This is a genomic window from Rhodoplanes azumiensis, assembly GCF_042682915.1.
GTDB classification, from domain to species: Bacteria; Pseudomonadota; Alphaproteobacteria; order Rhizobiales; family Xanthobacteraceae; genus Rhodoplanes; species Rhodoplanes azumiensis.
Genome location: NZ_JBHUIW010000007.1, coordinates 129,744 through 147,860 on the forward strand (window position 1 = coordinate 129,744; position 18,117 = coordinate 147,860).

Annotated in this window: 18 protein-coding genes and 1 other RNA gene; 5 read left to right on the forward strand and 14 right to left on the reverse strand. The window is 69.4% G+C overall.

Annotated features, from left to right (window positions below; genetic code table 11):
- Nucleotides 1-61: 61 nt before the first annotated feature.
- From ftsA to ftsW, 10 genes are all read right to left on the reverse strand, one after another.
- Entirely contained in the window at nt 62-1,381 is a 1,320-nt protein-coding gene (gene ftsA, locus ACFSOX_RS08665) for a cell division protein FtsA (RefSeq protein WP_378477403.1), read from the reverse strand.
- On the reverse strand, nt 1,378-2,460 hold the full coding sequence (locus tag ACFSOX_RS08670) for a cell division protein FtsQ/DivIB (protein WP_378477404.1): 1,083 nt from the start codon (nt 2,458-2,460) through the stop codon (nt 1,378-1,380). Before ACFSOX_RS08670 ends, ftsA begins: the two co-directional genes overlap by 4 nt.
- A complete protein-coding gene (locus ACFSOX_RS08675) occupies nt 2,427-3,347 on the reverse strand; it encodes a D-alanine--D-alanine ligase (RefSeq protein WP_378477405.1) in 921 nt (306 codons plus the stop codon). The genes ACFSOX_RS08670 and ACFSOX_RS08675 overlap by 34 nt, the downstream gene beginning before the upstream one ends.
- 148 nt (nt 3,348-3,495) lie before the next feature.
- Nucleotides 3,496-4,422 (reverse strand): UDP-N-acetylmuramate dehydrogenase, encoded by a 927-nt coding sequence (gene murB / locus ACFSOX_RS08680; RefSeq protein WP_378477406.1) that lies wholly within the window; start codon nt 4,420-4,422, stop codon nt 3,496-3,498.
- 45 nt (nt 4,423-4,467) lie between these two features.
- A complete protein-coding gene (locus tag ACFSOX_RS08685) occupies nt 4,468-5,781 on the reverse strand; it encodes a hypothetical protein (RefSeq protein ID WP_378477407.1) in 1,314 nt (437 codons plus the stop codon).
- Nucleotides 5,766-6,209: a hypothetical protein gene (locus ACFSOX_RS08690; protein WP_378477408.1), complete on the reverse strand. Its 444-nt coding sequence runs from the start codon at nt 6,207-6,209 to the stop codon at nt 5,766-5,768. Before ACFSOX_RS08690 ends, ACFSOX_RS08685 begins: the two co-directional genes overlap by 16 nt.
- Before the next feature lie 76 nt (nt 6,210-6,285).
- A complete protein-coding gene (locus ACFSOX_RS08695; protein ID WP_378477409.1) occupies nt 6,286-6,984 on the reverse strand; it encodes a glutamine amidotransferase in 699 nt (232 codons plus the stop codon).
- Nucleotides 6,985-6,995: 11 nt separating this feature from the next.
- The gene (gene murC / locus ACFSOX_RS08700) at nt 6,996-8,408 is read right to left on the reverse strand and encodes a UDP-N-acetylmuramate--L-alanine ligase (RefSeq protein WP_378477410.1); all 1,413 of its coding nucleotides are present in this window, start codon (nt 8,406-8,408) and stop codon (nt 6,996-6,998) included.
- A gap of 248 nt (nt 8,409-8,656) precedes the next feature.
- A complete protein-coding gene (gene murG / locus ACFSOX_RS08705) occupies nt 8,657-9,760 on the reverse strand; it encodes an undecaprenyldiphospho-muramoylpentapeptide beta-N-acetylglucosaminyltransferase (protein ID WP_378477447.1) in 1,104 nt (367 codons plus the stop codon).
- A 44-nt stretch (nt 9,761-9,804) separates the two neighbouring features.
- Nucleotides 9,805-10,959 carry a putative lipid II flippase FtsW gene (ftsW, locus tag ACFSOX_RS08710; RefSeq protein ID WP_378477411.1) on the reverse strand — a complete coding sequence of 385 codons (1,155 nt, stop codon included), beginning with the start codon at nt 10,957-10,959 and terminating at the stop codon, nt 9,805-9,807.
- 189 nt (nt 10,960-11,148) lie between these two features.
- Between ftsW and ACFSOX_RS08715 the strand changes: the two genes are divergently transcribed.
- The 4 genes from ACFSOX_RS08715 (at nt 11,149) to ACFSOX_RS08730 (ending at nt 15,639) form a co-directional block, all read left to right on the forward strand.
- Entirely contained in the window at nt 11,149-12,564 is a 1,416-nt protein-coding gene (locus ACFSOX_RS08715) for a GDSL-type esterase/lipase family protein (protein ID WP_378477412.1), read from the forward strand.
- Nucleotides 12,565-12,775: 211 nt separating this feature from the next.
- On the forward strand, nt 12,776-13,321 hold the full coding sequence (locus ACFSOX_RS08720; RefSeq protein ID WP_378477413.1) for a TRAP transporter small permease: 546 nt from the start codon (nt 12,776-12,778) through the stop codon (nt 13,319-13,321).
- Between the two features lie 2 nt (nt 13,322-13,323).
- Nucleotides 13,324-14,631: a TRAP transporter large permease gene (locus ACFSOX_RS08725; protein WP_378477414.1), complete on the forward strand. Its 1,308-nt coding sequence runs from the start codon at nt 13,324-13,326 to the stop codon at nt 14,629-14,631.
- Between the two features lie 24 nt (nt 14,632-14,655).
- On the forward strand, nt 14,656-15,639 hold the full coding sequence (locus ACFSOX_RS08730) for a TRAP transporter substrate-binding protein (protein WP_378477415.1): 984 nt from the start codon (nt 14,656-14,658) through the stop codon (nt 15,637-15,639).
- A gap of 303 nt (nt 15,640-15,942) precedes the next feature.
- Here the strand turns inward: ACFSOX_RS08730 and ACFSOX_RS08735 are convergent, their stop codons facing one another.
- Entirely contained in the window at nt 15,943-16,344 is a 402-nt protein-coding gene (locus ACFSOX_RS08735; RefSeq protein WP_378477416.1) for a DUF1236 domain-containing protein, read from the reverse strand.
- 172 nt (nt 16,345-16,516) lie between these two features.
- On the opposite strand from ACFSOX_RS08735, the gene ACFSOX_RS08740 reads away from it, so the two are divergent.
- On the forward strand, nt 16,517-16,720 hold the full coding sequence (locus tag ACFSOX_RS08740; protein WP_378477417.1) for a DUF1289 domain-containing protein: 204 nt from the start codon (nt 16,517-16,519) through the stop codon (nt 16,718-16,720).
- A gap of 76 nt (nt 16,721-16,796) precedes the next feature.
- On the opposite strand, the gene rnpB is transcribed toward ACFSOX_RS08740, so the two are convergent.
- The 3 genes from rnpB to ACFSOX_RS08755 form a co-directional block, all read right to left on the reverse strand.
- Nucleotides 16,797-17,232, reverse strand: an RNA gene (rnpB, locus tag ACFSOX_RS08745) — RNase P RNA component class A.
- A gap of 118 nt (nt 17,233-17,350) precedes the next feature.
- Nucleotides 17,351-17,569, reverse strand: coding sequence for a hypothetical protein (locus ACFSOX_RS08750; RefSeq protein WP_378477418.1), 219 nt, complete (start codon nt 17,567-17,569; stop codon nt 17,351-17,353).
- A 318-nt stretch (nt 17,570-17,887) separates the two neighbouring features.
- Entirely contained in the window at nt 17,888-18,070 is a 183-nt protein-coding gene (locus tag ACFSOX_RS08755) for a hypothetical protein (RefSeq protein WP_378477419.1), read from the reverse strand.
- Nucleotides 18,071-18,117 lie beyond the last annotated feature (47 nt).

An 18,117-nucleotide genomic window follows, 5' to 3' on the forward strand; every position in this document is an offset into this window, starting at 1 on the left:
GCGACGCCCGCGGGGTCCGTCGGTCCGCCACCGACGGGGTTCGGGAATCCATCGCCGGTCGTCAGAAGCTCTCGCGCAGCCATCGTCCGACCCGTGTGAAATATCCGCTGGCGCCCGCCGACGTGCGATGCGTCCGACGCGGATCGAAATGCTCCAGGTGCGCCACCTGGGGATAGACCAGGAGGCCGGCGGCGACCGCGAAGGCCGCCCCCTTGGCGCCGTCCGGCAGGCCGGCGACGCCGAGCGGCCGCCCCACCCGGACCGGCCGCCCGAGAACTCGCGCGGCGAGCTCGGTAAATCCGGTCAGCTCGCTCGCCCCGCCGGTGACGATGACGCGCCCGCGCGGTTCGGCGGCGAACGGCGACGCCGCCAGGCGGTCGCGGACCATCTCCAGAATCTCCTCGACACGCGGCTTGATGATGCGTGTCAGGGTCGCCCGGGAGACGAACTGGGGCGGCTCGCGGTCGTCGCCCGGAACCGCCGGGACGGCGATCATGTCGCGGTCGTCCATCGCGCCACCCAGCACATTGCCATAGAGCGTCTTGATTCGCTCGGCGTCCGGCACGGCCGCCGAGAGTCCGCGGGCCAGATCCATCGTGACGTGATGGCCGCCGAGCGCGAAGCCGTCGGCATGCACGAAACGCCCGCCGGTGAAGACCGCGAGCGTCGTCGTGCCCGCGCCCATGTCGACCACGGCGGCGCCGAGCTCCGCCTCGTCGTCGGCCAGCGCCGCCAGGGCTGCGACATAAGGACTCGCCACCATGGCTTCGACCGAGAGATGACACCGCTCGATCGCCAGCATCAGGTTGCGGGCCGCCGCCGCCTCGGCGGTGAGGACGTGCATGTCGACGCCGAAGCGCTGGCCCAGCATGCCGCGCGGATCGCGGATGCCGCGCTCGTGGTCGATCGTGTAGCCGATCGGCACCGAATGGAGGACGACGCGGCCCGGCCGCACCGAGGAGCGGCTGCCGGCGGCGAGCACGCGGGCGATGTCGCCCTCGCGCACCGTGCCGGGCACGTCGACCGAGGCGGCGAACAACTCGCTCGACGGCCGGCCGGCCGACAGCGACACGATCACGGCCTCGACCTGGCAGCGGCCGGTGCGCTCGGCGAGATCGACGGCGTGGCGGATCGCCACCTCGGCCTCGGCGAGATCGACGACGCCGCCGGCCTTGAGGCCGCGCGACTCCGTGTGGCTGAAGCCGATCACGTCGATCGCGTGGGTGCGGCGGCGCAGCACCTCCTGAGGGGGCTGCGGCGTGAGCCGCGCGATCAGGCAGGCGATCTTCGAGGTGCCGACGTCGAGCGCGGCGACGACCGCGCTGCGCCGCGGCGCCAGCGGCTTCATCTTGGGGGCGAGACCGAACTGGAGATCGCTCATGCGGCGCCTCCCTTCGGCTTCGGCTTCTTGGCCTTCTGGGCCTCCTCGCGGGCCTGGAAGGCGCCGTCGGAAAGCCGCACGGTCACGCGGTCGGGCAGTCTGAGGTCGATCATCACGATGTCGCGGGACAACAGCTTCTTGTCCTGCTCGAGCGCAGCGAGCTGGTCGAGGGCGCGCGGCACCTCGGTCTCCGGCAGGCGGACGTCGATGCCGTTCTTGAGCTTCAGGTTCCAGCGCCGCTCGGCGACCAGCACGGCGGCGGCGACCTGGTCGCGCAATCCAGGATGGCGGTCGAGCGCACCCAGGAAGGCGCGGGCGCGGGTGTCGGCGCCGGTGCCGACCACGAAGGGCAGCGCCATCACGCCGCGCGACACATAGGCCTCGAGCACGGTGCCGTCGTCGGCGATGACGTGGACCTGGCCGTCCTTCTGCCACAGCGCGAACGCCTGGCGCTCGACGATCTCGATGGCGACCCGGTCCGGGTAGAGCTTCTGCACGGTCGCCTCGGCGACCCACGGATTGGCGCGCAGGCGGGCGCGCGCGTCGGCGGCATCGAGGAACAGGAGCGAGCTGCGCCCGGTGATGCCGGCGATCGCCAGCACCTCGTCACGCGACAGGTGCTTGTGGCCGGTGAGCGCGACGCCGGTGATGCGGAAGCCGACGGCGTTCGCCGCCATGTCGCGGACGTCGGCGACGGCGCCGAGCACGACCGGGAGGTGATCGCCGCGGACGACGCCGAAGCCGATGCTGGAGAGGATGATGGCGGCCGTCGCGGCCGCCCCGCCCCAGCGCGGCCAGCGCTCGGCCAGCGCGACGACCTGGTCGATGCGCCGCTCGATGGCGGCGAGCGGGCCGAAGCTCGCGAAACGGCCCTCCGGCCGGCGGGCCGACGGGCGGCGGCGGCGCGCCGCCCTGTTCACGGAATACTTGTCGCGCGGCTTGCCGCCGGCCTTGGCACCCGCCTTGGCGCCGAACCAGATACCGAAGTTGAAGCCGGATTTGGCGCCGGCGCGCGGACGCGTCGAACCGCCGGGCGTTCGCCCGGTCAGCGGTTCAAAGACGCGTCCCCCACCATCCATTCGACCAACTCTTCGAACGCGATGCCCGCATGCGCGGCCATCTCGGGCACCAGCGAGGTCTCGGTCATGCCGGGCTGGGTGTTCACCTCCAGGCAGAACAGCCCGTCGGTGCCCTCCAGGCGGTCGTCGAACCGGAAGTCGGCCCGGCTGACGCCCCGGCAGCCGAGTGCAAGGTGCGCTCGGAGAGCCAGTGTTCGGACGTGTTGGTAAACATTCGGTTTAATTTCGGCCGGCAAGACGTGCCGCGAGCCCCCCGGCGCGTACTTGGCCGTGTAGTCGTAAAAGATGACATTGGGAACGATTTCAATGACATCGAGGGCACGATCGCCGATCACGGCACACGTTAACTCTTTCCCAACGATGTAGCGTTCGCACAACACCTGCTCGCCGTAGGACCAGTCCGTCCGGGTGAGCTCCTGGGGCGGGTGCTCGTGCTGCTCGGTGACGATGAAGACACCGACGCTCGACCCTTCGCAGATCGGCTTGATGACGTAGGGACGCGGCAGCGCGTGCTCCTTGGCGGCCTGGAGCCGATCCACCGTGAGGCCCTCCGGCACCGGAACACCGGCGGCGGCGAGCACCACCTTGGCCGTGTCCTTCTGCATGGCGAGCGCCGAGGAGAGCACGCCGGAGTGGCTGTAGGGGATCTGCAGCACCTCCAGGATGCCCTGGATGGTGCCGTCCTCGCCGGGCCGGCCGTGCAGCAGGTTGAGGGCGACGTCCGGCGCCACCGCGCTCAGCACCGCCGCGATGTCGCGGCCGACGTCGATCCGGGTGACCTTGTAACCGCGCGACTCGAGCGCGGCCGCGCAGGCGGCGCCCGAGCGCAGGCTGACCTCGCGCTCCGACGACCAGCCTCCCATCAGGACGGCGACGTGCTTGGACATGGCTCTCGTCTTTCGTTCGATTGGCCGCGCCGACCCGTCCGGGCTGACGCCTCCCGGGCGTCACGCCCCGGCTCGATGCTCGCGGAAGGACGTGGGTGCTCCGGGCCGATTGCGGGTCGTCGCGATTCGGGCGCACGGGCGAGTGGTATCACGTCGGCGCGGGCACGCCGATCCGCTTGATCTCCCATTCGAGCGTGACGCCAGAGGTCTCCTTCACGCGGCGCCGCACCGTCTCGCCCAGCGTCTCGATGTCGGCGGCCGTGGCATTGCCGCGGTTGATGAGAAAGTTGCAGTGCAGCTCGGAGACCTGGGCGTCGCCGACGACGAGGCCGCGGCAACCGGCGGCGTCGACGAGCTGCCAGGCCTTCCGACCCGGCGGGTTCTTGAAGGTCGAGCCGCCGGTGCGGCTCTTGATCGGCTGCGTCGCCTCGCGCGACTCGGTGATCTTCTCCATCGCGGCAGCGATCTCGGCCGGATCGCCGGGCGTGCCCTGGAACAGCGCGCTGGTGAAGACGACGTCGTCGGCGACACCGCAGTGGCGATAGGTGAAATGCATGTCGGCATTGCCGAGGACATGGATGCGGCCGGCACGGTCGACGCCGCGCGCCTCTATAAGGACGTCCTTGGTCTCGCCCCCGTAGGCGCCACCGTTCATGCGCAGCGCGCCGCCGACCGAGCCGGGGATGCCGCGGAAGAAGGCGAGGCCGGCGAGGCCGGCGTCCTGCGCGGCGCGCGCCACCTTCACGTCGGGCACGCCGGAGCCGGCGCGGATGCGATGCCCCTCCTCGACCGTGATCTCGGAGAAGCCGCGGCCGAGCCTGATCACGACGCCCGGCACGCCGCCGTCGCGCACGATCAGGTTGGAGCCGAGCCCGAGCATGGTCACCGGCATGTCGGCGGGCAGCCGCGCGAGCAGATAAGCGAGGTCGTCCTCGTCGGCCGGCACCACCATGACCTGGGCCGGCCCGCCGACCCGGAACCAGGTGAGCGGCGCCAGCGGCTCGTTCGCCGTCATCCGCCCGCGGAAGTCGGGCAACAGGTCACGAAGGGCGGGGAGGAGATCGGGGAACATCATCGTCCAAGGTGCGAGAGGATCATTGTCGAGGAATCCACTCTCCGCCTAAGCCGCTGCACCCTCGAACTCACCGTCGAGTTCTTCGCGGCCAAGCCGTCCATGATTGACAAGCAGTGTGCGGATCGTCAGCTCCGAGACTTGAAAATGCTCTGCGACGTCCTTCTGACGTTCCAGCGAATAATCATCTCCCAGCATGGCATCCACGGCGTCGAAGGGACTCAACAACTCCGCCGCAAACGAACGTTGTGTCTTCTGGCGATATGTGTAGGCGCGCGTTGCCGGAAAAAGGCGCTCGCCTGCCGAACTCAAGATACGATCACCCAAGAGTCGGGCAAGCTCAAACCTCCGGCCTTCGTGCCACTTCGAGCGCAATACGACGCGACCGCGATCGGCATTCTCATCGAGTACAAACGATATGGCACTCGCACCCGCTCGATCTGCCAATGCAGCAACTTGCACACCCGCCATCTGCGCCAACTGCCGATCGGTGATTGGTTCTTCGGAAATCCTTTCCTCCTCCCGCAACATTGCAGCCGCCCGGGCACCGAGTTGCCATGCAGCAACTTCTCCGGGACGTGGAAGTTGGTGTTTCCTCGGCAGGTGCGCCATGTCCTGCCTGGAGGCCTCGTATCCTTTCTCGGCAGCAAGCTCGTCGAGTTCGTCGGCGTTGAGAATCGCTCCGCCGTGACCGTGCTCAGCCGCCAGCTCCTCGATCGCCGAAATGCTCAGACGTTCGGCATCCAGGACGAGGCGCTCGACCGACGCAGGATCGGACTCGCCGGGATCTCGACCGAGGAGAGCTTCGAGCTTCCTGACCGTCGCCAGCGCCGGCGTGCGGCGCTCCGACAAGACCCCCTTCCATACGGTCTCGAGGTTACTGTCGCCGACGCCCGCCCATTTCAACCTCTCGAGAACCTGCTCCACGAAAAGGTCGAGTTCGGACTCGAATTCGCTCGACGGAACGACAGCGGCATCGTCAGTAATATAACGAAACGGCGTCTGCGGACGATCCCGCGTCGGCTCCGCAACCAACGTCGTGCGTTGCCCGTCGGAGAAAATAGTCAGATTTGGCCAGATATAGCCGCCGCCGATCGTCGCGACACGATGGGCGTACACCCAGTCACTGGATTTCGATCGCGGCTCCCAGCGAAGGCGCCACCAGTTCCACGCCATCCATTCCGCCAAATGATAGGATGACAGCAATGGCGCCTGCCTCAGCCGATTGGCCAAGAGATCGCTGCCCTCTGTGAGGCAAACGTTCTGAGCATAAATCCCGAGGGCGGCGAAGCAGGCTCGTTCTTCCGGCGGGCCTGAATCGAGGGGCTCCCAGTCAGCAATTATTCTCAAACTGCGGGCCATCGCTTTTTCCAGACCGACTCCACGAGGCGACGCATATCGTCTTCTTCTTCGAGGCGATAACCATGATAGACGCCCGGCGTCATGGGATCTGTCTTGGCTTCGTAGACCTCACCGTCCTCGTCCACACTCCAGACGTACTTCGGAAACTCGCCGAGGCGAACGTCACTGATCATGCCGCACATCAACCCTTTCCTCATCAGGGCGCCTGCTTCAGCGAGTTTCACGGTCTTGACAAGGTCGCACAGGGACTTTGTCGGCCGCGGATTCGTTCGTTCGAGACCGTAATCAGCCGGATATCTCTTATGGTGCCCGCTTCCGACATACTTGGCCCGTTCGGCCAAATCAGCGCGCGCTTCCTTGCCCAATAGTTCCGCCGGGGCAATTCTCCGCTTGGGATTGTTGCCGGGCCTCATCATCAATGATCTCATGCGGGACACTTTAAATTCGGCTGATGAACCATAGCCCTACACCCAAGCTATGCCAACAATCCGATGTCCGACGCGCTCACCTCACCACCGCGTCCAGCCAACGCGCCAAAAACGCACGCCCCTTCTCGGCCGTCGTCCTGCCGACGCTCGCCGCTTGCGCCCGGAGGGTGCGCGGGTCGATGCCGGCCTTGCCGAGCTCGACCGTGTGCCCGACCAGCCAGGTCTCGATGTTTTCGGGATCGACCTCGACGTGGAACTGCAGGCCGAGAACCGACGGGCCGAGCGAAAAGGCCTGGTTCGGGCACGGCGCCGTCGCGGCGAGCCGTGTCGCACCGGCCGGGAGGTCGAGGTTGTCGCCGTGCCAGTGCAGCACCGGCGTCGTCGTGAAATCGCCGAGGCCGGCGGCACGGCCCGCCTCGGTGACGGCGAGCGGCGCGTAGCCGATCTCCTTCTGCGGCCCGGGCGCCACCGTGGCGCCGAGCGCCTTGGCCATGAACTGGGCGCCGAGGCAGATGCCGAGCGTCGGCTTCTTCGCCGCGAGGCGCGCCGTGATCGCCGCCGTCTCGCCGATCACGAACGGATAGGCCTCCTCCTCGTAGACGCCGATCGGCCCGCCGAGCACGACGACCAGATCGGCGGCGACGAGCGATCCCGCGTCGAGCGGCACCAGCGGCGCCTCGACGTAACGAACATCGTAGCCGCGCTCCGCCAGCAGCGGCCCCAACACCCCGAGATCCTCGAAGGCGACGTGACGGACGGCGATGCAGCTCGGCATGTCATCACCCTCTAGGCCGCCGGGCCGAGCGCCGCAAGATCGTTCGGCAGCGCGTGCGCCCACTGGGTGATCGAGCCGGCGCCCAGGCAGACGACGTAGTCGCCGGGCTGGGCGAGTTGGCGCACCACGCCGGCAAGCGCCTGCGGCCCGTCCAGCGGGACGGCGTTGCGATGCCCGCGGGCCAAAATGCCGGCGACCAGGGAGTCGCGGTCGATGCCGGGGATCGGCGCCTCGCCGGCCGGATAGACGGGCGCGACGACGACCGTGTCGGCGTCGTTGAAGCAGGTGCAGAACTGCTCGAACAGCGACTCGAGGCGCGTGTAGCGATGCGGCTGCATCACGGCGATCACCCGGCCTCGTGCCGTCTCGCGCGCCGCCTTCAGCACGGCGGCGATCTCGACCGGGTGGTGGCCGTAGTCGTCGATCACGGTGACGCCGTTCCACGCCCCGGTGCGGGTGAAGCGGCGGCCGACACCGGAGAAGCCGGCGAGCGCCTTGCGGATCTTGTCGTCCGACACGCCGAGCTCGCGGGCGACCGCGATCGCCGCGGTGGCGTTCAGCGCGTTGTGGCGGCCGGGCATCGGCAGCTCGAGCCCGGCGATCTCGTGCGCCGTGTCGCCGCCGCGGTCGCGGAAGATCACCCCGAAGCGCGACTTGCCGTCGGTGTGGTCCTGATAGACGAGGCGCACGTCGGCCTGCGGGTTCTCGCCGTAGGTGACGACGCGGCGGTCCTCGATGCGGCCCACCATGGTCTGCACGACGGGATGGTCGATGCACATCACGGCGAAGCCGTAGAACGGCACGTTCTCGGCGAAGGCCTGGAACGCCTCCTGGACGGCCTCGTAGGTCTTGAAGTGGTCGAGATGCTCGGCGTCGATGTTGGTGACGATGGCGACGTCGGTCGGCAGCTTGAGGAAGGTGCCGTCGGACTCGTCGGCCTCGACCACCATCCAGTCGCCGGCGCCGAGCCGGGCATTGGTGCCGTAGGCGTTGATGATGCCGCCGTTGATCACGGTCGGGTCGAAACCACCGGCGTCGAGCAGCGCGGCGACCAGCGACGTCGTCGTCGTCTTGCCGTGGGTGCCGCCGATGGCGACGCAGCTCTTCAGCCGCATCAGCTCGGCCAGCATCTCGGCGCGCCGCACCACGGGCAGGCGCTTCGCCCGCGCCGCGACCAGCTCGGGATTGTCGCGCCTTATCGCCGAGGAGACGACCAGCACATGGGCGCCCTCGACGTTCTCGGCGGCGTGGCCGATGGCCACCTCGATGCCCTTGCCGCGCAGCCGCTTGACGTTGGCGCTCTCGGCGACGTCGGAGCCCTGCACCGTGTAGCCGAGATTGGCCAGCACCTCGGCGATGCCGCTCATGCCGATGCCGCCGATCCCGACGAAATGCACCGGCCCGATGTCGTGCGGCAGCTTCATGTCGTTCCCTTTCCGTCCGCGGCGCGCGTCCCGACAGAGCGCCGCCTGAACCTCTCCCCGCTGGCGGGGAGAGGTCGGCTTCCGCGCCCCTGCGCGGAAGCCGGGTGAGGGGGCCTCTCGTGGATACGGAGGCGCCCCCTCACCCCGACCCTCTCCCCGCGAGCGGGGAGAGGGAGGGCAGACGCCGTGCCAGCCTGACGGTGGCCCGCAATCGCGGCCGTCGGTTTAGCGAATTCGGGCGCGTAACACTACGGCTTCGCGCGGCCGGCGACCGCGAGCACCAGCTCGGCCAGCCGGTCGGCGGCGTCGAGCACGCCGATGCTGCGTGCCCCGGCCGCCATTTTCGGCAGCAGGCCGGGCTCGGTGGCGAGCCGGGCGATCTCGGCGGCGAGGCGTTCCGGCGAGAACGCCGCCTGCTTCATGCGCACCGCCCCGCCGGCCTTCTCCAGCATGCCGGCGTTCGCCATCTGGTCCTGATCGAGGGCGTGCGGCAGGGGCACCAGGATCGACGGCCGGCCGATGGCGGCGAGCTCGGCGACCGTCGAGGCGCCGGCCCTCCCGATCACCAGGCTCGCCTCGGCGATGCGGGCCGGCATGTCGCGGAAGAACGGCTTCACCTCGGCCGGGATTCCGGCCCGCTTGTAGGCCTCCTCGACCGTGTAGAGATCCTCGTCACGGGCCTGCTGCACCACCTGAAGGCGCGAGCGCACGACGACGGGCAAGAGCTCGAGCGCCGGCGGCACGATGTCAGACATGATCCGGGCGCCCTGGCTGCCGCCGAACACGACGAGCCGGAACGGCTCGTCCGGTCCCGGATAGGGCCGCGCCGCGGCCGCCACCACGGCCGGGCGGATCGGATTGCCGGTGTGGGTGCTCTTCGCCGCGAGCCGCGGATCGTGGCCGAAGGTCGCCGGGAATCCGGTGGCGATCGCGGTGACGCGCGCCGCCAAGAGCCGGTTGGCGCGGCCGGCGACCCCGTTCTGCTCGTGGATGAGGGTGGGGATGCCGCGCAGCGTCGCGGCGAGCACGGGCGGCAGCGTCGGGTAGCCGCCGAAGCCCACCACGGCGGCGGGCCGAATCTTCCCGTAGAGCTGGTGGGCCCGGAAGATGCCCTTGCCCAGCACGGTCAGGGTCTCGAGCATCGCCTTGGGCGAGCGCCCCTTGAGGGTGGCGCTCGGGACGATGTGGGTGGCACGGGCCGGGAAGCTGCCGCCCCAGCGGAACGCCCGCTCGTCGGTGGCGAGGTCGACGATGCAGCCGCGCGCCTTCAGGGCGACGGCGAGCGCCTCGGCCGGGAACAGGTGGCCGCCGGTCCCGCCGGCGGCCACGACGACCAGGGGCTCGCCCTCCACCCGGGTGAACGGCGTCGTCTCGGGGGCGGGCGCGGCAGGATCGCTCATGCAGGGCGCTCCACCAGGGCGCCGCCGGCCGAGGCGACCAGCATCTCGGCACGCGGCTGCTCGCGCGACAGGGCGAGCAGCATGCCGATGCCGTAGGCGAGCGAGATCATCGAGGAGCCGCCGTAGGAGATGAAGGGCAGCGTCATCCCCTTGGCGGGGATGAGGGCCAGGTTGACGGCCATGTTGATGGCCGCCTGGGTGCCGAACAGGAGCGCCAGCCCGGTGACGGCGAAGCGGGCGAACGGATCCTCGCTGCGCTGCGCCCGGCGCAGCGCGCGCAGCACGATGAAGGCGAACAAGGCGACCACCGCGAGGCAGACGACGATGCCGAACTCCTCGGCCGCGACCGCGAAGACGAAGTCGGCATGGCTGTCCGGCAGAATGCGCTTCACGGTCCCCTCGCCCGGCCCGCGGCCGAACCAGCCGCCCTTGACGAACGACTCGACGGCGGCATCGACCTGGAAGGTATCGCCCGAGGCGGGATCGAGGAAGCGCTTGATGCGCCGCGCCACGTGCGGGATCGTCGAATAGGCGACGAAGCCGCCGACCGCGCCGAGCCCGGACAGCACCACCACCCAGACGAAGCGCATCCCGGTCATGAAGAACAGGGCGCAGAAGACGAGCGTGATCAGCAGCGTCTGGCCGAAATCCGGCTGCAGCACCAGGACCGCGACGACCGCCGCCAGGAGCGCGATGGCGAACGAGTTCGCCGGCACGTCGCTCTTGCGCGAGGATTCGGCGAACAGCCACGACACCAGGATGACGAAGGCCGGCTTGACGAACTCGGACGGCTGGATGTTCACCCCGGCGAGCACGATCCAGCGCCGCGCCCCCTTCACCTCGGCGCCGAAATGGAGGGTCGCGGCGGTCAGCGCCAGGCTGACCACGAACACCACCAGGGCGACCCGGCGGATCGCCCGCGGCGACAGGAACGACACGCCGAGCAGCACCGCGATGGCCGGCACCAGGTACATGATGTGGCGGTTGACGAAGTAGAAGGGGTCGAGGCCGAGCCGGTTGGCGACCGGCGGGCTCGCCGCCAGCGAGAAGATGATGCCGGCCAGCATCAGGGCGCCGAGCGCGAACAGGAGCAGCCGGTCGACGGTCCACCACCAGTCGGCGAACCAGGTGCGTTCGGCGCGCGAAACCATGGCGGCGGTCCTCTCGGGGCGGGTGCTCCGGCCGACTATGGTTTGCCGATCGTTAAGGAAAAATTTCGAATTGCGCGGCGCACGCCGCGATAGCGGCGCCACCGGGCTCGCCTATAGTCCCCGCGGAGCCCGTTCGACGTCGGTCGGGCGCGGCACCGAACGCAAAAGACAACCCGCGAGGACATCGCCATGCCGAGGCCCGCCGGCCCGCAAACCTTCTGCCGCCTCGTCTTTTCTCGCAGCGTCGCTCACGCCTTCATCACCGGCCTCGCCCTCCTGCTCCTGCTCCTGCTCCTCCTCCCCTCCGGTCCGGTCGCGGCCGCCGCCAAGAAGGAGCACTGGGTGGTCAGCTGGACCGGCTCGGCCCAGGGCCCCTACCCGGTCGGCAACCCGTCCGCCCAGCCGGACCAGCGCTTCGCCTTCCCGTCCCCGGAGGCCGGCGCCCGCGACCAGACGCTGCGGCTCGTCGTCCGGCCGGACATCTGGGGGCGCGAGGCGCGTCTGCGCTTCTCCAACGTGTTCGGGACGAAGCCGCTGACGCTGGACGGGGTCCATGTCGGGCTCCAGGCCGGCGGCCCGGCGCTGGTCAAGGGCTCGAACCGGCCGGTCACCTTCGGCGGCACGGCGAGCGTGACGATCCCGCCCGGCGCGTCGGTGTGGAGCGACCCGGTGCGACTCGCCTTCGTGAAGTCGCCCGACGATCCCCTGCTGACGGGGCGCAAGCTCGCGGTGAGCTTTCACGTCGTCGGCGAGAGCGGCCCGATGACCTGGCACGCCAAGGCGCTGCAGACGTCCTACGTGTCGGCGCCCGGCAGCGGCGCCCACGGCCGGGAGGAGGGCGAGGCGGCGTTCCCCTACTCCACCTCGTCGTGGTTCTTTCTCGACGCGGTCGAGATGAAGGCGCCGGCCGGCACCGTCGCGGTCGTCGCCTTCGGCGATTCGATCACCGACGGCACCGCCTCGACCATGAATGTCGACGACCGTTGGCCCGACGTGCTGTCGCGCCGGCTCAAGGCCGTCTACGGCAATCGCGTCGCCGTGGTGAACGCCGGCATCGGCGGCAACCAGATCGCCGGCCCGGCCGAATACGGGCCGCAGAAGCCGTTCCCCGGCGGACCGAGCGCGAGATCGCGCATCGATCGCGACGTGCTGGCGCTGTCGGGCGTGCGCGCCCTGATCTGGCTCGAGGGCACCAACGACTTCAGCCGCAACGGCAATGCCAGCGTCGAGACGGTGCGCACCGCGATGGACGAGGTTCTGGCGCGGCTGCGCAAGGAGCGGCCCGACATCACGCTGATCGGCGCCACCGTGGTCTCGGCGCTGGGCAGCACCTCGGCGGCGCACGGCTTCGTCGAGCAGGACGAGAAGCGGCGCGAGCTCAACGACCACATCCGCACGCCGGGCGTGTTCGACGCCGTGATCGACTTCGACGCCGCGACGCTCGACCCGTCGTCCGGGGGCCTGCGCGAAGAGTTCGTCCCCGACAGCACCACGGGCGGCAAGGGCGACCGCCTGCACCCCAACCGCACCGGCTACCACGTGATGGGCCACGCCATCGACCTCGGCCTGTTCGCGGCGCCGAAGGCGAAGGCGGCGGAACGATAGACGGCGGCACGCCGCGGCACGGTCACGTCTCCCTGCCGCGCGGGGAGAGGTGGAGGGACACCATCCATGGCTCGACTCTTGCTTGACGGTTCGGCTGCGAAACACTCCGCGCGGCCTTCGTCGTGTGCCGCCGCCGCCCTTGCACGGACGGCCCGGCGCGGACCAGGATGAGGGCTCGCGCCGATACAACCGCCGGACCCCGTATCCCGTCATGATCCGTACCGCGCTCGACACGCTCTACCTCGTCGCCGGCTGGCTGGCCGGCGGATTCCTCATCCTCATCTTCGTGCTGATGATGCTGCTGTCGGCGGGCCGGCCGCTCGGGCTCAACATTCCGGCCGGCGACGACATCGTCTCGTGGTGCATGGCCGCGATGGCGTTCCTCGGCCTCGCCCACACGTTCCGGTCCGGCGAGCTGATCCGGGTCGGCCTGCTGATCGACCGCTTCCCGGACCGCACCCGCCGTGTGTTCGAGATCGGTGCCCTTCTGGTCGGCTGCGGCTTCGTCGGCTTCTTCGCCTGGAACGCCGTGATGATGACCTGGGATTCCTGGCGCTTCCTCGACATGACCCAGGGCGTGCTGGCGATCCCCTTGTGGATCCCGCAGCTCGGCTTCACGTCGGGCCTGATGATCCTGGCGATCGCGTTCCTGGACGAGCTCGTGTGGATGCTGGCCGGCGGGGCGAACCGCCACGAGAAGCCACGGCCGAAGAGCGCCGAGGAGGTCGTCGAGCAGGCGATCCAGAGCGGCGTCTGACCATGGAGCTCCTCGAGGTCGCAGCCCTTCTGCTGCTCCTGCTCGCCGCGCTGCTCGCCGGCGGCGTGTGGATCGCCGTGACGCTGATGGCCTGCGGCTTCGTCGGCATGCAGTTCGTCGGTGGCAACATCCCGGCCGGCAGCGTGCTCGCCACGACGATCTGGGGCAACTCGGCGTCGTGGACGCTCGCCGCCCTGCCGCTGTTCATCTGGATGGGCGAGATCCTGTTCCGCACCAAACTCTCCGAAGAGATGTTCCGTGGTCTCGCGCCGTGGCTCAACTGGCTGCCCGGCCGCCTCATGCACGTCAACGTGCTGGCCTGCGGCATCTTCGGTGCCGTCTCGGGCTCCTCGACCGCGACCTGCGCGACGGTCGCCAAGATCGCGCTGCCGGAGCTCAAGCGCCGCGGCTACGACGAGATGGTCAGCCTCGGCTCGCTCGCCGGCGCCGGCACGCTCGGCCTCCTCATTCCGCCGTCGATCATGATGGTGGTCTACGCGGCGACCGCCAACGTCTCGATCATCCAGGTGTTCCTGGCCGGCTTCCTGCCCGGCCTCCTGGTGATGGCGTTGTACTCCGGCTATCTGATCGTCTGGTCGCTGCTCAACCCGAAGAAGACGCCGCCGGCCGACCCGCCGATGTCGTGGCGGGACCGGTTTCGGGAATCGGCCAAGCTGATTCCGGTGGCGCTGCTGATCACGCTGGTCTTCCTGTCGCTGATCCTCGGCTGGGCGACGGCGACGGAGTGCGCCGCCTGGGGCGTGCTCGGCTCGCTCGCCATCGCCTGGTGGCACGGCGCGCTGACCCGCGAGCTGTTCTGGACCAGCGTGATGGGGGCGACCCGCATCACCTGCATGATCATGCTGATCCTGGCCGGCGCCTCCTATCTCTCGACGGCGCTCGCCTATACGGGGATCCCGACGGCGCTCGCCGAAGGCGTGCAGGCGCTGGCGCTCAGCCCCTACGCCCTGATCGCGGCGCTGACCGTGATGTACATGGTGCTCGGCACCATGATCGACGGCATCTCGATGATCGTGCTCACCACCTCGGTGGTGATCCCGATGGTGCGCCAGGCCGGCTTCGATCCGGTCTGGTTCGGCATCTTCGTCGTGCTGGTGGTGGAGATGGCGCAGGTGTCGCCGCCGGTCGGCTTCAACCTTTTCGTCCTGCAGACCATGAGCGGCAAGGACTCCAACACGGTCGCCTGGGCCGCCCTGCCGTTCTTCCTGCTGCTCGTCGTCGCGGTCGCGATCATCACGATCTTCCCGCAGATCGTCATGATCGTCCCGCAGCTCGCCTTCTCGAACTGAGCATTATTCAACGGAGGAGATCAGATGATCCGCTCGCTCGCGACGCTCGCCTTCGCGGCCGGTGCCGCGGTCCTGGCCCTGCAGGGCCCGGCCGCCGCCCAGACCAAGTGGAACCTGCCGGCCGCCTACCCGCTCGACAATCCGCACACCGTCAACCTGATGGCCTTCGCCAAGGACGTCGGCGAGGCGACCGGCGGCAAGCTGCAGATCACGGTGCACGCCAGCGCCTCGCTGTTCAAGGCGCCGGAGATCAAGCGGGCCGTCCAGACCGGCCAGGCGCAGGCCGGCGAGGTGCTGATCTCGATCCACGAGAACGACGATCCGATCTTCGGCATCGACGTGATCCCGTTCCTGGCGACCAGCTATCCGCAATCGCTGAAGCTGTGGAAGGCGAGCCGCGCCGCGGTCGAGCAGCGGCTCGACCGGCAGGGCCTCAAGCTCCTGTTCGCCGTGCCGTGGGGCCCGCAGGGCATCTACGCCAAGAAGGACATCGACAAGGTCGAGGACATGAAGGGCCTGAAGTGGCGGGCCTACAATGTCGGCACGGCGCGCATCGCCGAGCTGGTCGGCGCCCAGCCGGTGACGATCCAGGCGGCCGAGCTGCCGCAGGCGCTGGCGACCGGCGTCGTCAACTCGTTCATGACGTCGGGCTCGACCGGCTACGACAGCAAGGCCTGGGAGACGATGACGCACTACTACGACACCCAGGCGTGGATTCCGAAGAACCTCACCTTCGTCAACAAGGCGGCCTTCGCGGCGCTCGACAAGCCGACCCAGGACGCGGTGCTGCAGGCGGCCGCGATCGCCGAGGAGCGCGGCTGGAAGCTCGCCGAGGAGAAGGCGGCCTGGTACCTCGAGCAGCTGAAGGCGAACAAGATGAAGGTGCTGCCGCCGAGCCCGGAGCTCAAGGCGGGCCTGACCAAGATCGGCGATCAGCTCACCGCCGATTGGCTGAAGAAGGCCGGCCCGGACGGCGCGGCCGTGATCGAAGCTTACAAGAAAATGTGAGGACGAGCGCCGTCGGGGTCGCAAGTCCCCGGGGTATGTCGATCGCCCGGCACTCCTTCCTTCTCCCCGCGTGCGGGGAGAAGGTGGCTCGCCGCGGCAGCGGCGAGCCGGATGAGGGGGCGCCGCCGTATCCACGAGAGGCCCCCTCACCCGACATTCGCGCTGGACGCGCGAACGTCGACCTCTCCCCGCACGCGGGGAGAGGTGAGACACGGCGACCATCGTCACAACTCACGATGTGAAAACACCCGCCGGGATCGTCTCCCGGCGGGCGTTTCGATTCGGAGCATCGTCGCGAAACGCCTACTCGTAGATCTCGATCACCCGGCGGGTGCGCGGATCGACGACGACGCGACGCTCGTTGACGACCGCGTAGGCATAGGCGTCGTGGCCGCGCACGCCGTGCAGCTTGACGCGCGGCGGCAGCGGCTCGCCGACCACCACACGCTCCTCGACCGCGACGGAGGGCACCCGCTCGCGCATCACATAGGTGCGCACCTCGGCGGGCGGCGGCCCGAGCACCATGTTGGCGGCGCCGCCGACCGCGCCGGCCGCCCCGCCCACGATGGCGCCGATCGGACCGCCCGTGGTGGCGCCACGCTCGGCGCCGATCGCCGCGCCGCTGACCGGATCGTTCTGCGCCGTCGCCATCGACGGCACCGCGACCATCAGCGCGAGCGCTCCGAGAAGAACCTTCGTCCGCATCGTCTGCCTCCTTGCTCGATACGACTGCCGGGGCAACGTGAGGAGCCGGACCTCGTTCCGGGCCGCACGAGGGGCCGCGCCACGGAGGTAACGAACGGCGCCTCCGGCCCGGACGACCCGGGACTCGCACGGCGCGTTGAATTATGGTGCGACGCGGAACCGGAGGTGACGAATGGGGATCGAGACTCCGTGCAACAAGGTCTGCACCGTCGACCGGGCGACCGGCCTGTGCCTCGGCTGCGGCCGCACGCTCGCCGAGATCGCCGAGTGGGCGGACTTTTCCGACGAGGAGCGACGCCGGATCATGGCGGCGCTGCCGGAGCGCCTCGCCGGCCTGTCGGCCGTCGCGATCCCGCCGCGCGATGCCGCCGCGTGATACCGCCCCTCGGCTCGTCGCCGAACGCGGTCCCGAAAACGGGCGAGGCCCGAGCGGTCTCCCGCCCGGGCCCCAAACGATCAGCCGGCCTGTAAGCCGGGTTCTGTAGGGCGGAGGGTTTCCCCTCCGCGTGACGGCCATTCCTCTGGGACGCCGGTTGCCCGGCGCCTCGAGCGACCTACCCGGACGGCTGGATCCGGACACCGATCCGGAGACGAGCCCGCCCGGGCGAACCCAGACGAACCAGCCTCCACGCCGTCCCTATTCGGTTTTGCTCCCGGTGGGGTTTGCCGTGCCGCTTCCGTTGCCGGACGCGCGGTGCGCTCTTGCCGCACCGTTTCACCCTTGCCGACGGCCAGAACGCAACGCGGCCGCAGGCGGTCTGTTCTCTGTGGCACTGTCCCTGGGGTCGCCCCCGCCGGACCTTATCCGGCACCGTTGGTCCATGGAGCCCGGACTTTCCTCCCCGGCCGCCTTTCGGCGATCGCCGGGACGGCCGTCCGGCCGACTGACGGACCAGGAATGGGGAGACGAGGCTGCGACGTCAAGGCCTCGCCTCCCCACACCGGCAGTGCGGCCGGTCCCCGAAGACCTCCCCGCGAGTCGGAGGTCACCTCGCGGAGATGCCCTCTAGAGAGACCGGCCGAGAATCCGGGGCGGCGCCAGCTTCTGCCGAACGCGCAGCGGCGACGGCGTGAACTGGGCGGCGCGGAACGACTCGCGGAAGAACTCGCCCGCGGCGCAGTAGCCGGCCTTCGCGAGCGTCGAGAGCCCGGCCGGACGACTCGACTGATCCCGGGCGAGCAGGCCCTGGGCGGCGGCATGCGACAGCGGATGGCGGGGATGCATGGTGGTTCTCCCGATCGAATGACCACGACGGGTATGATATTCGGGAGCGAGCGGCCGATAATCAGTCGGTCCGTAACTCGATCTTGGACGCGAAGGATCGAATTTCCTTTGCGCGCCTCTCGCCGCAACGATGCATGCCCGAAACACGCAGTCGCGCAACGATGCATCAAATCAGATGAACCGTGATCCGAAGCTTCTTGACGACATCGCTCTGTCATGAAAAAGGCCCGGCGGGACGTCCCGTCGGGCCTCTCTCGGGCCGAAGCGGCATGCGCAGGGCAGCGCGCGGCACCGCTCGGTCGGCGCGGCTGACGGGGGTCAGACCCAGCCGTTGGGGGTCCACGTGGCGATCGGGCGGCGGTTCTGCCGCGCTGCGATCGTGTCGTAATGTGCACCGCGGAAACGGTCCAGGAGGCCGAGCAGCAGGCGGCCGAAAGAGACCGGACGGCGGCCGTCGGTCCCGACCATCTCGGCCGGACCGCGGAGTTCGAACAGCGTCATGGAAGCGGGCCTTCAGCGTGTCGTTGCCCCTCTCGTAGCCGAAAAAC

What these genes read in the sequence shown, in the direction of transcription:
- ftsA (WP_378477403.1), bottom strand. Translation starts at nt 1,381, where the DNA reads ATGAGCGATCTCCAGTTCGGTCTCGCCCCCAAGATGAAGCCGCTGGCG.
- ACFSOX_RS08670 (WP_378477404.1), bottom strand. Translation starts at nt 2,460, where the DNA reads ATGGATGGTGGGGGACGCGTCTTTGAACCGCTGACCGGGCGAACGCCC.
- ACFSOX_RS08675 (WP_378477405.1), bottom strand. Translation starts at nt 3,347, where the DNA reads ATGTCCAAGCACGTCGCCGTCCTGATGGGAGGCTGGTCGTCGGAGCGC.
- murB (WP_378477406.1), bottom strand. Translation starts at nt 4,422, where the DNA reads ATGATGTTCCCCGATCTCCTCCCCGCCCTTCGTGACCTGTTGCCCGAC.
- ACFSOX_RS08685 (WP_378477407.1), bottom strand. Translation starts at nt 5,781, where the DNA reads ATGGCCCGCAGTTTGAGAATAATTGCTGACTGGGAGCCCCTCGATTCA.
- ACFSOX_RS08690 (WP_378477408.1), bottom strand. Translation starts at nt 6,209, where the DNA reads ATGAGATCATTGATGATGAGGCCCGGCAACAATCCCAAGCGGAGAATT.
- ACFSOX_RS08695 (WP_378477409.1), bottom strand. Translation starts at nt 6,984, where the DNA reads ATGCCGAGCTGCATCGCCGTCCGTCACGTCGCCTTCGAGGATCTCGGG.
- murC (WP_378477410.1), bottom strand. Translation starts at nt 8,408, where the DNA reads ATGAAGCTGCCGCACGACATCGGGCCGGTGCATTTCGTCGGGATCGGC.
- ftsW (WP_378477411.1), bottom strand. Translation starts at nt 10,959, where the DNA reads ATGGTTTCGCGCGCCGAACGCACCTGGTTCGCCGACTGGTGGTGGACC.
- ACFSOX_RS08715 (WP_378477412.1), top strand. Translation starts at nt 11,149, where the DNA reads ATGCCGAGGCCCGCCGGCCCGCAAACCTTCTGCCGCCTCGTCTTTTCT.
- ACFSOX_RS08720 (WP_378477413.1), top strand. Translation starts at nt 12,776, where the DNA reads ATGATCCGTACCGCGCTCGACACGCTCTACCTCGTCGCCGGCTGGCTG.
- ACFSOX_RS08725 (WP_378477414.1), top strand. Translation starts at nt 13,324, where the DNA reads ATGGAGCTCCTCGAGGTCGCAGCCCTTCTGCTGCTCCTGCTCGCCGCG.
- ACFSOX_RS08730 (WP_378477415.1), top strand. Translation starts at nt 14,656, where the DNA reads ATGATCCGCTCGCTCGCGACGCTCGCCTTCGCGGCCGGTGCCGCGGTC.
- ACFSOX_RS08735 (WP_378477416.1), bottom strand. Translation starts at nt 16,344, where the DNA reads ATGCGGACGAAGGTTCTTCTCGGAGCGCTCGCGCTGATGGTCGCGGTG.
- ACFSOX_RS08740 (WP_378477417.1), top strand. Translation starts at nt 16,517, where the DNA reads ATGGGGATCGAGACTCCGTGCAACAAGGTCTGCACCGTCGACCGGGCG.
- ACFSOX_RS08750 (WP_378477418.1), bottom strand. Translation starts at nt 17,569, where the DNA reads ATGCATCCCCGCCATCCGCTGTCGCATGCCGCCGCCCAGGGCCTGCTC.
- ACFSOX_RS08755 (WP_378477419.1), bottom strand. Translation starts at nt 18,070, where the DNA reads ATGACGCTGTTCGAACTCCGCGGTCCGGCCGAGATGGTCGGGACCGAC.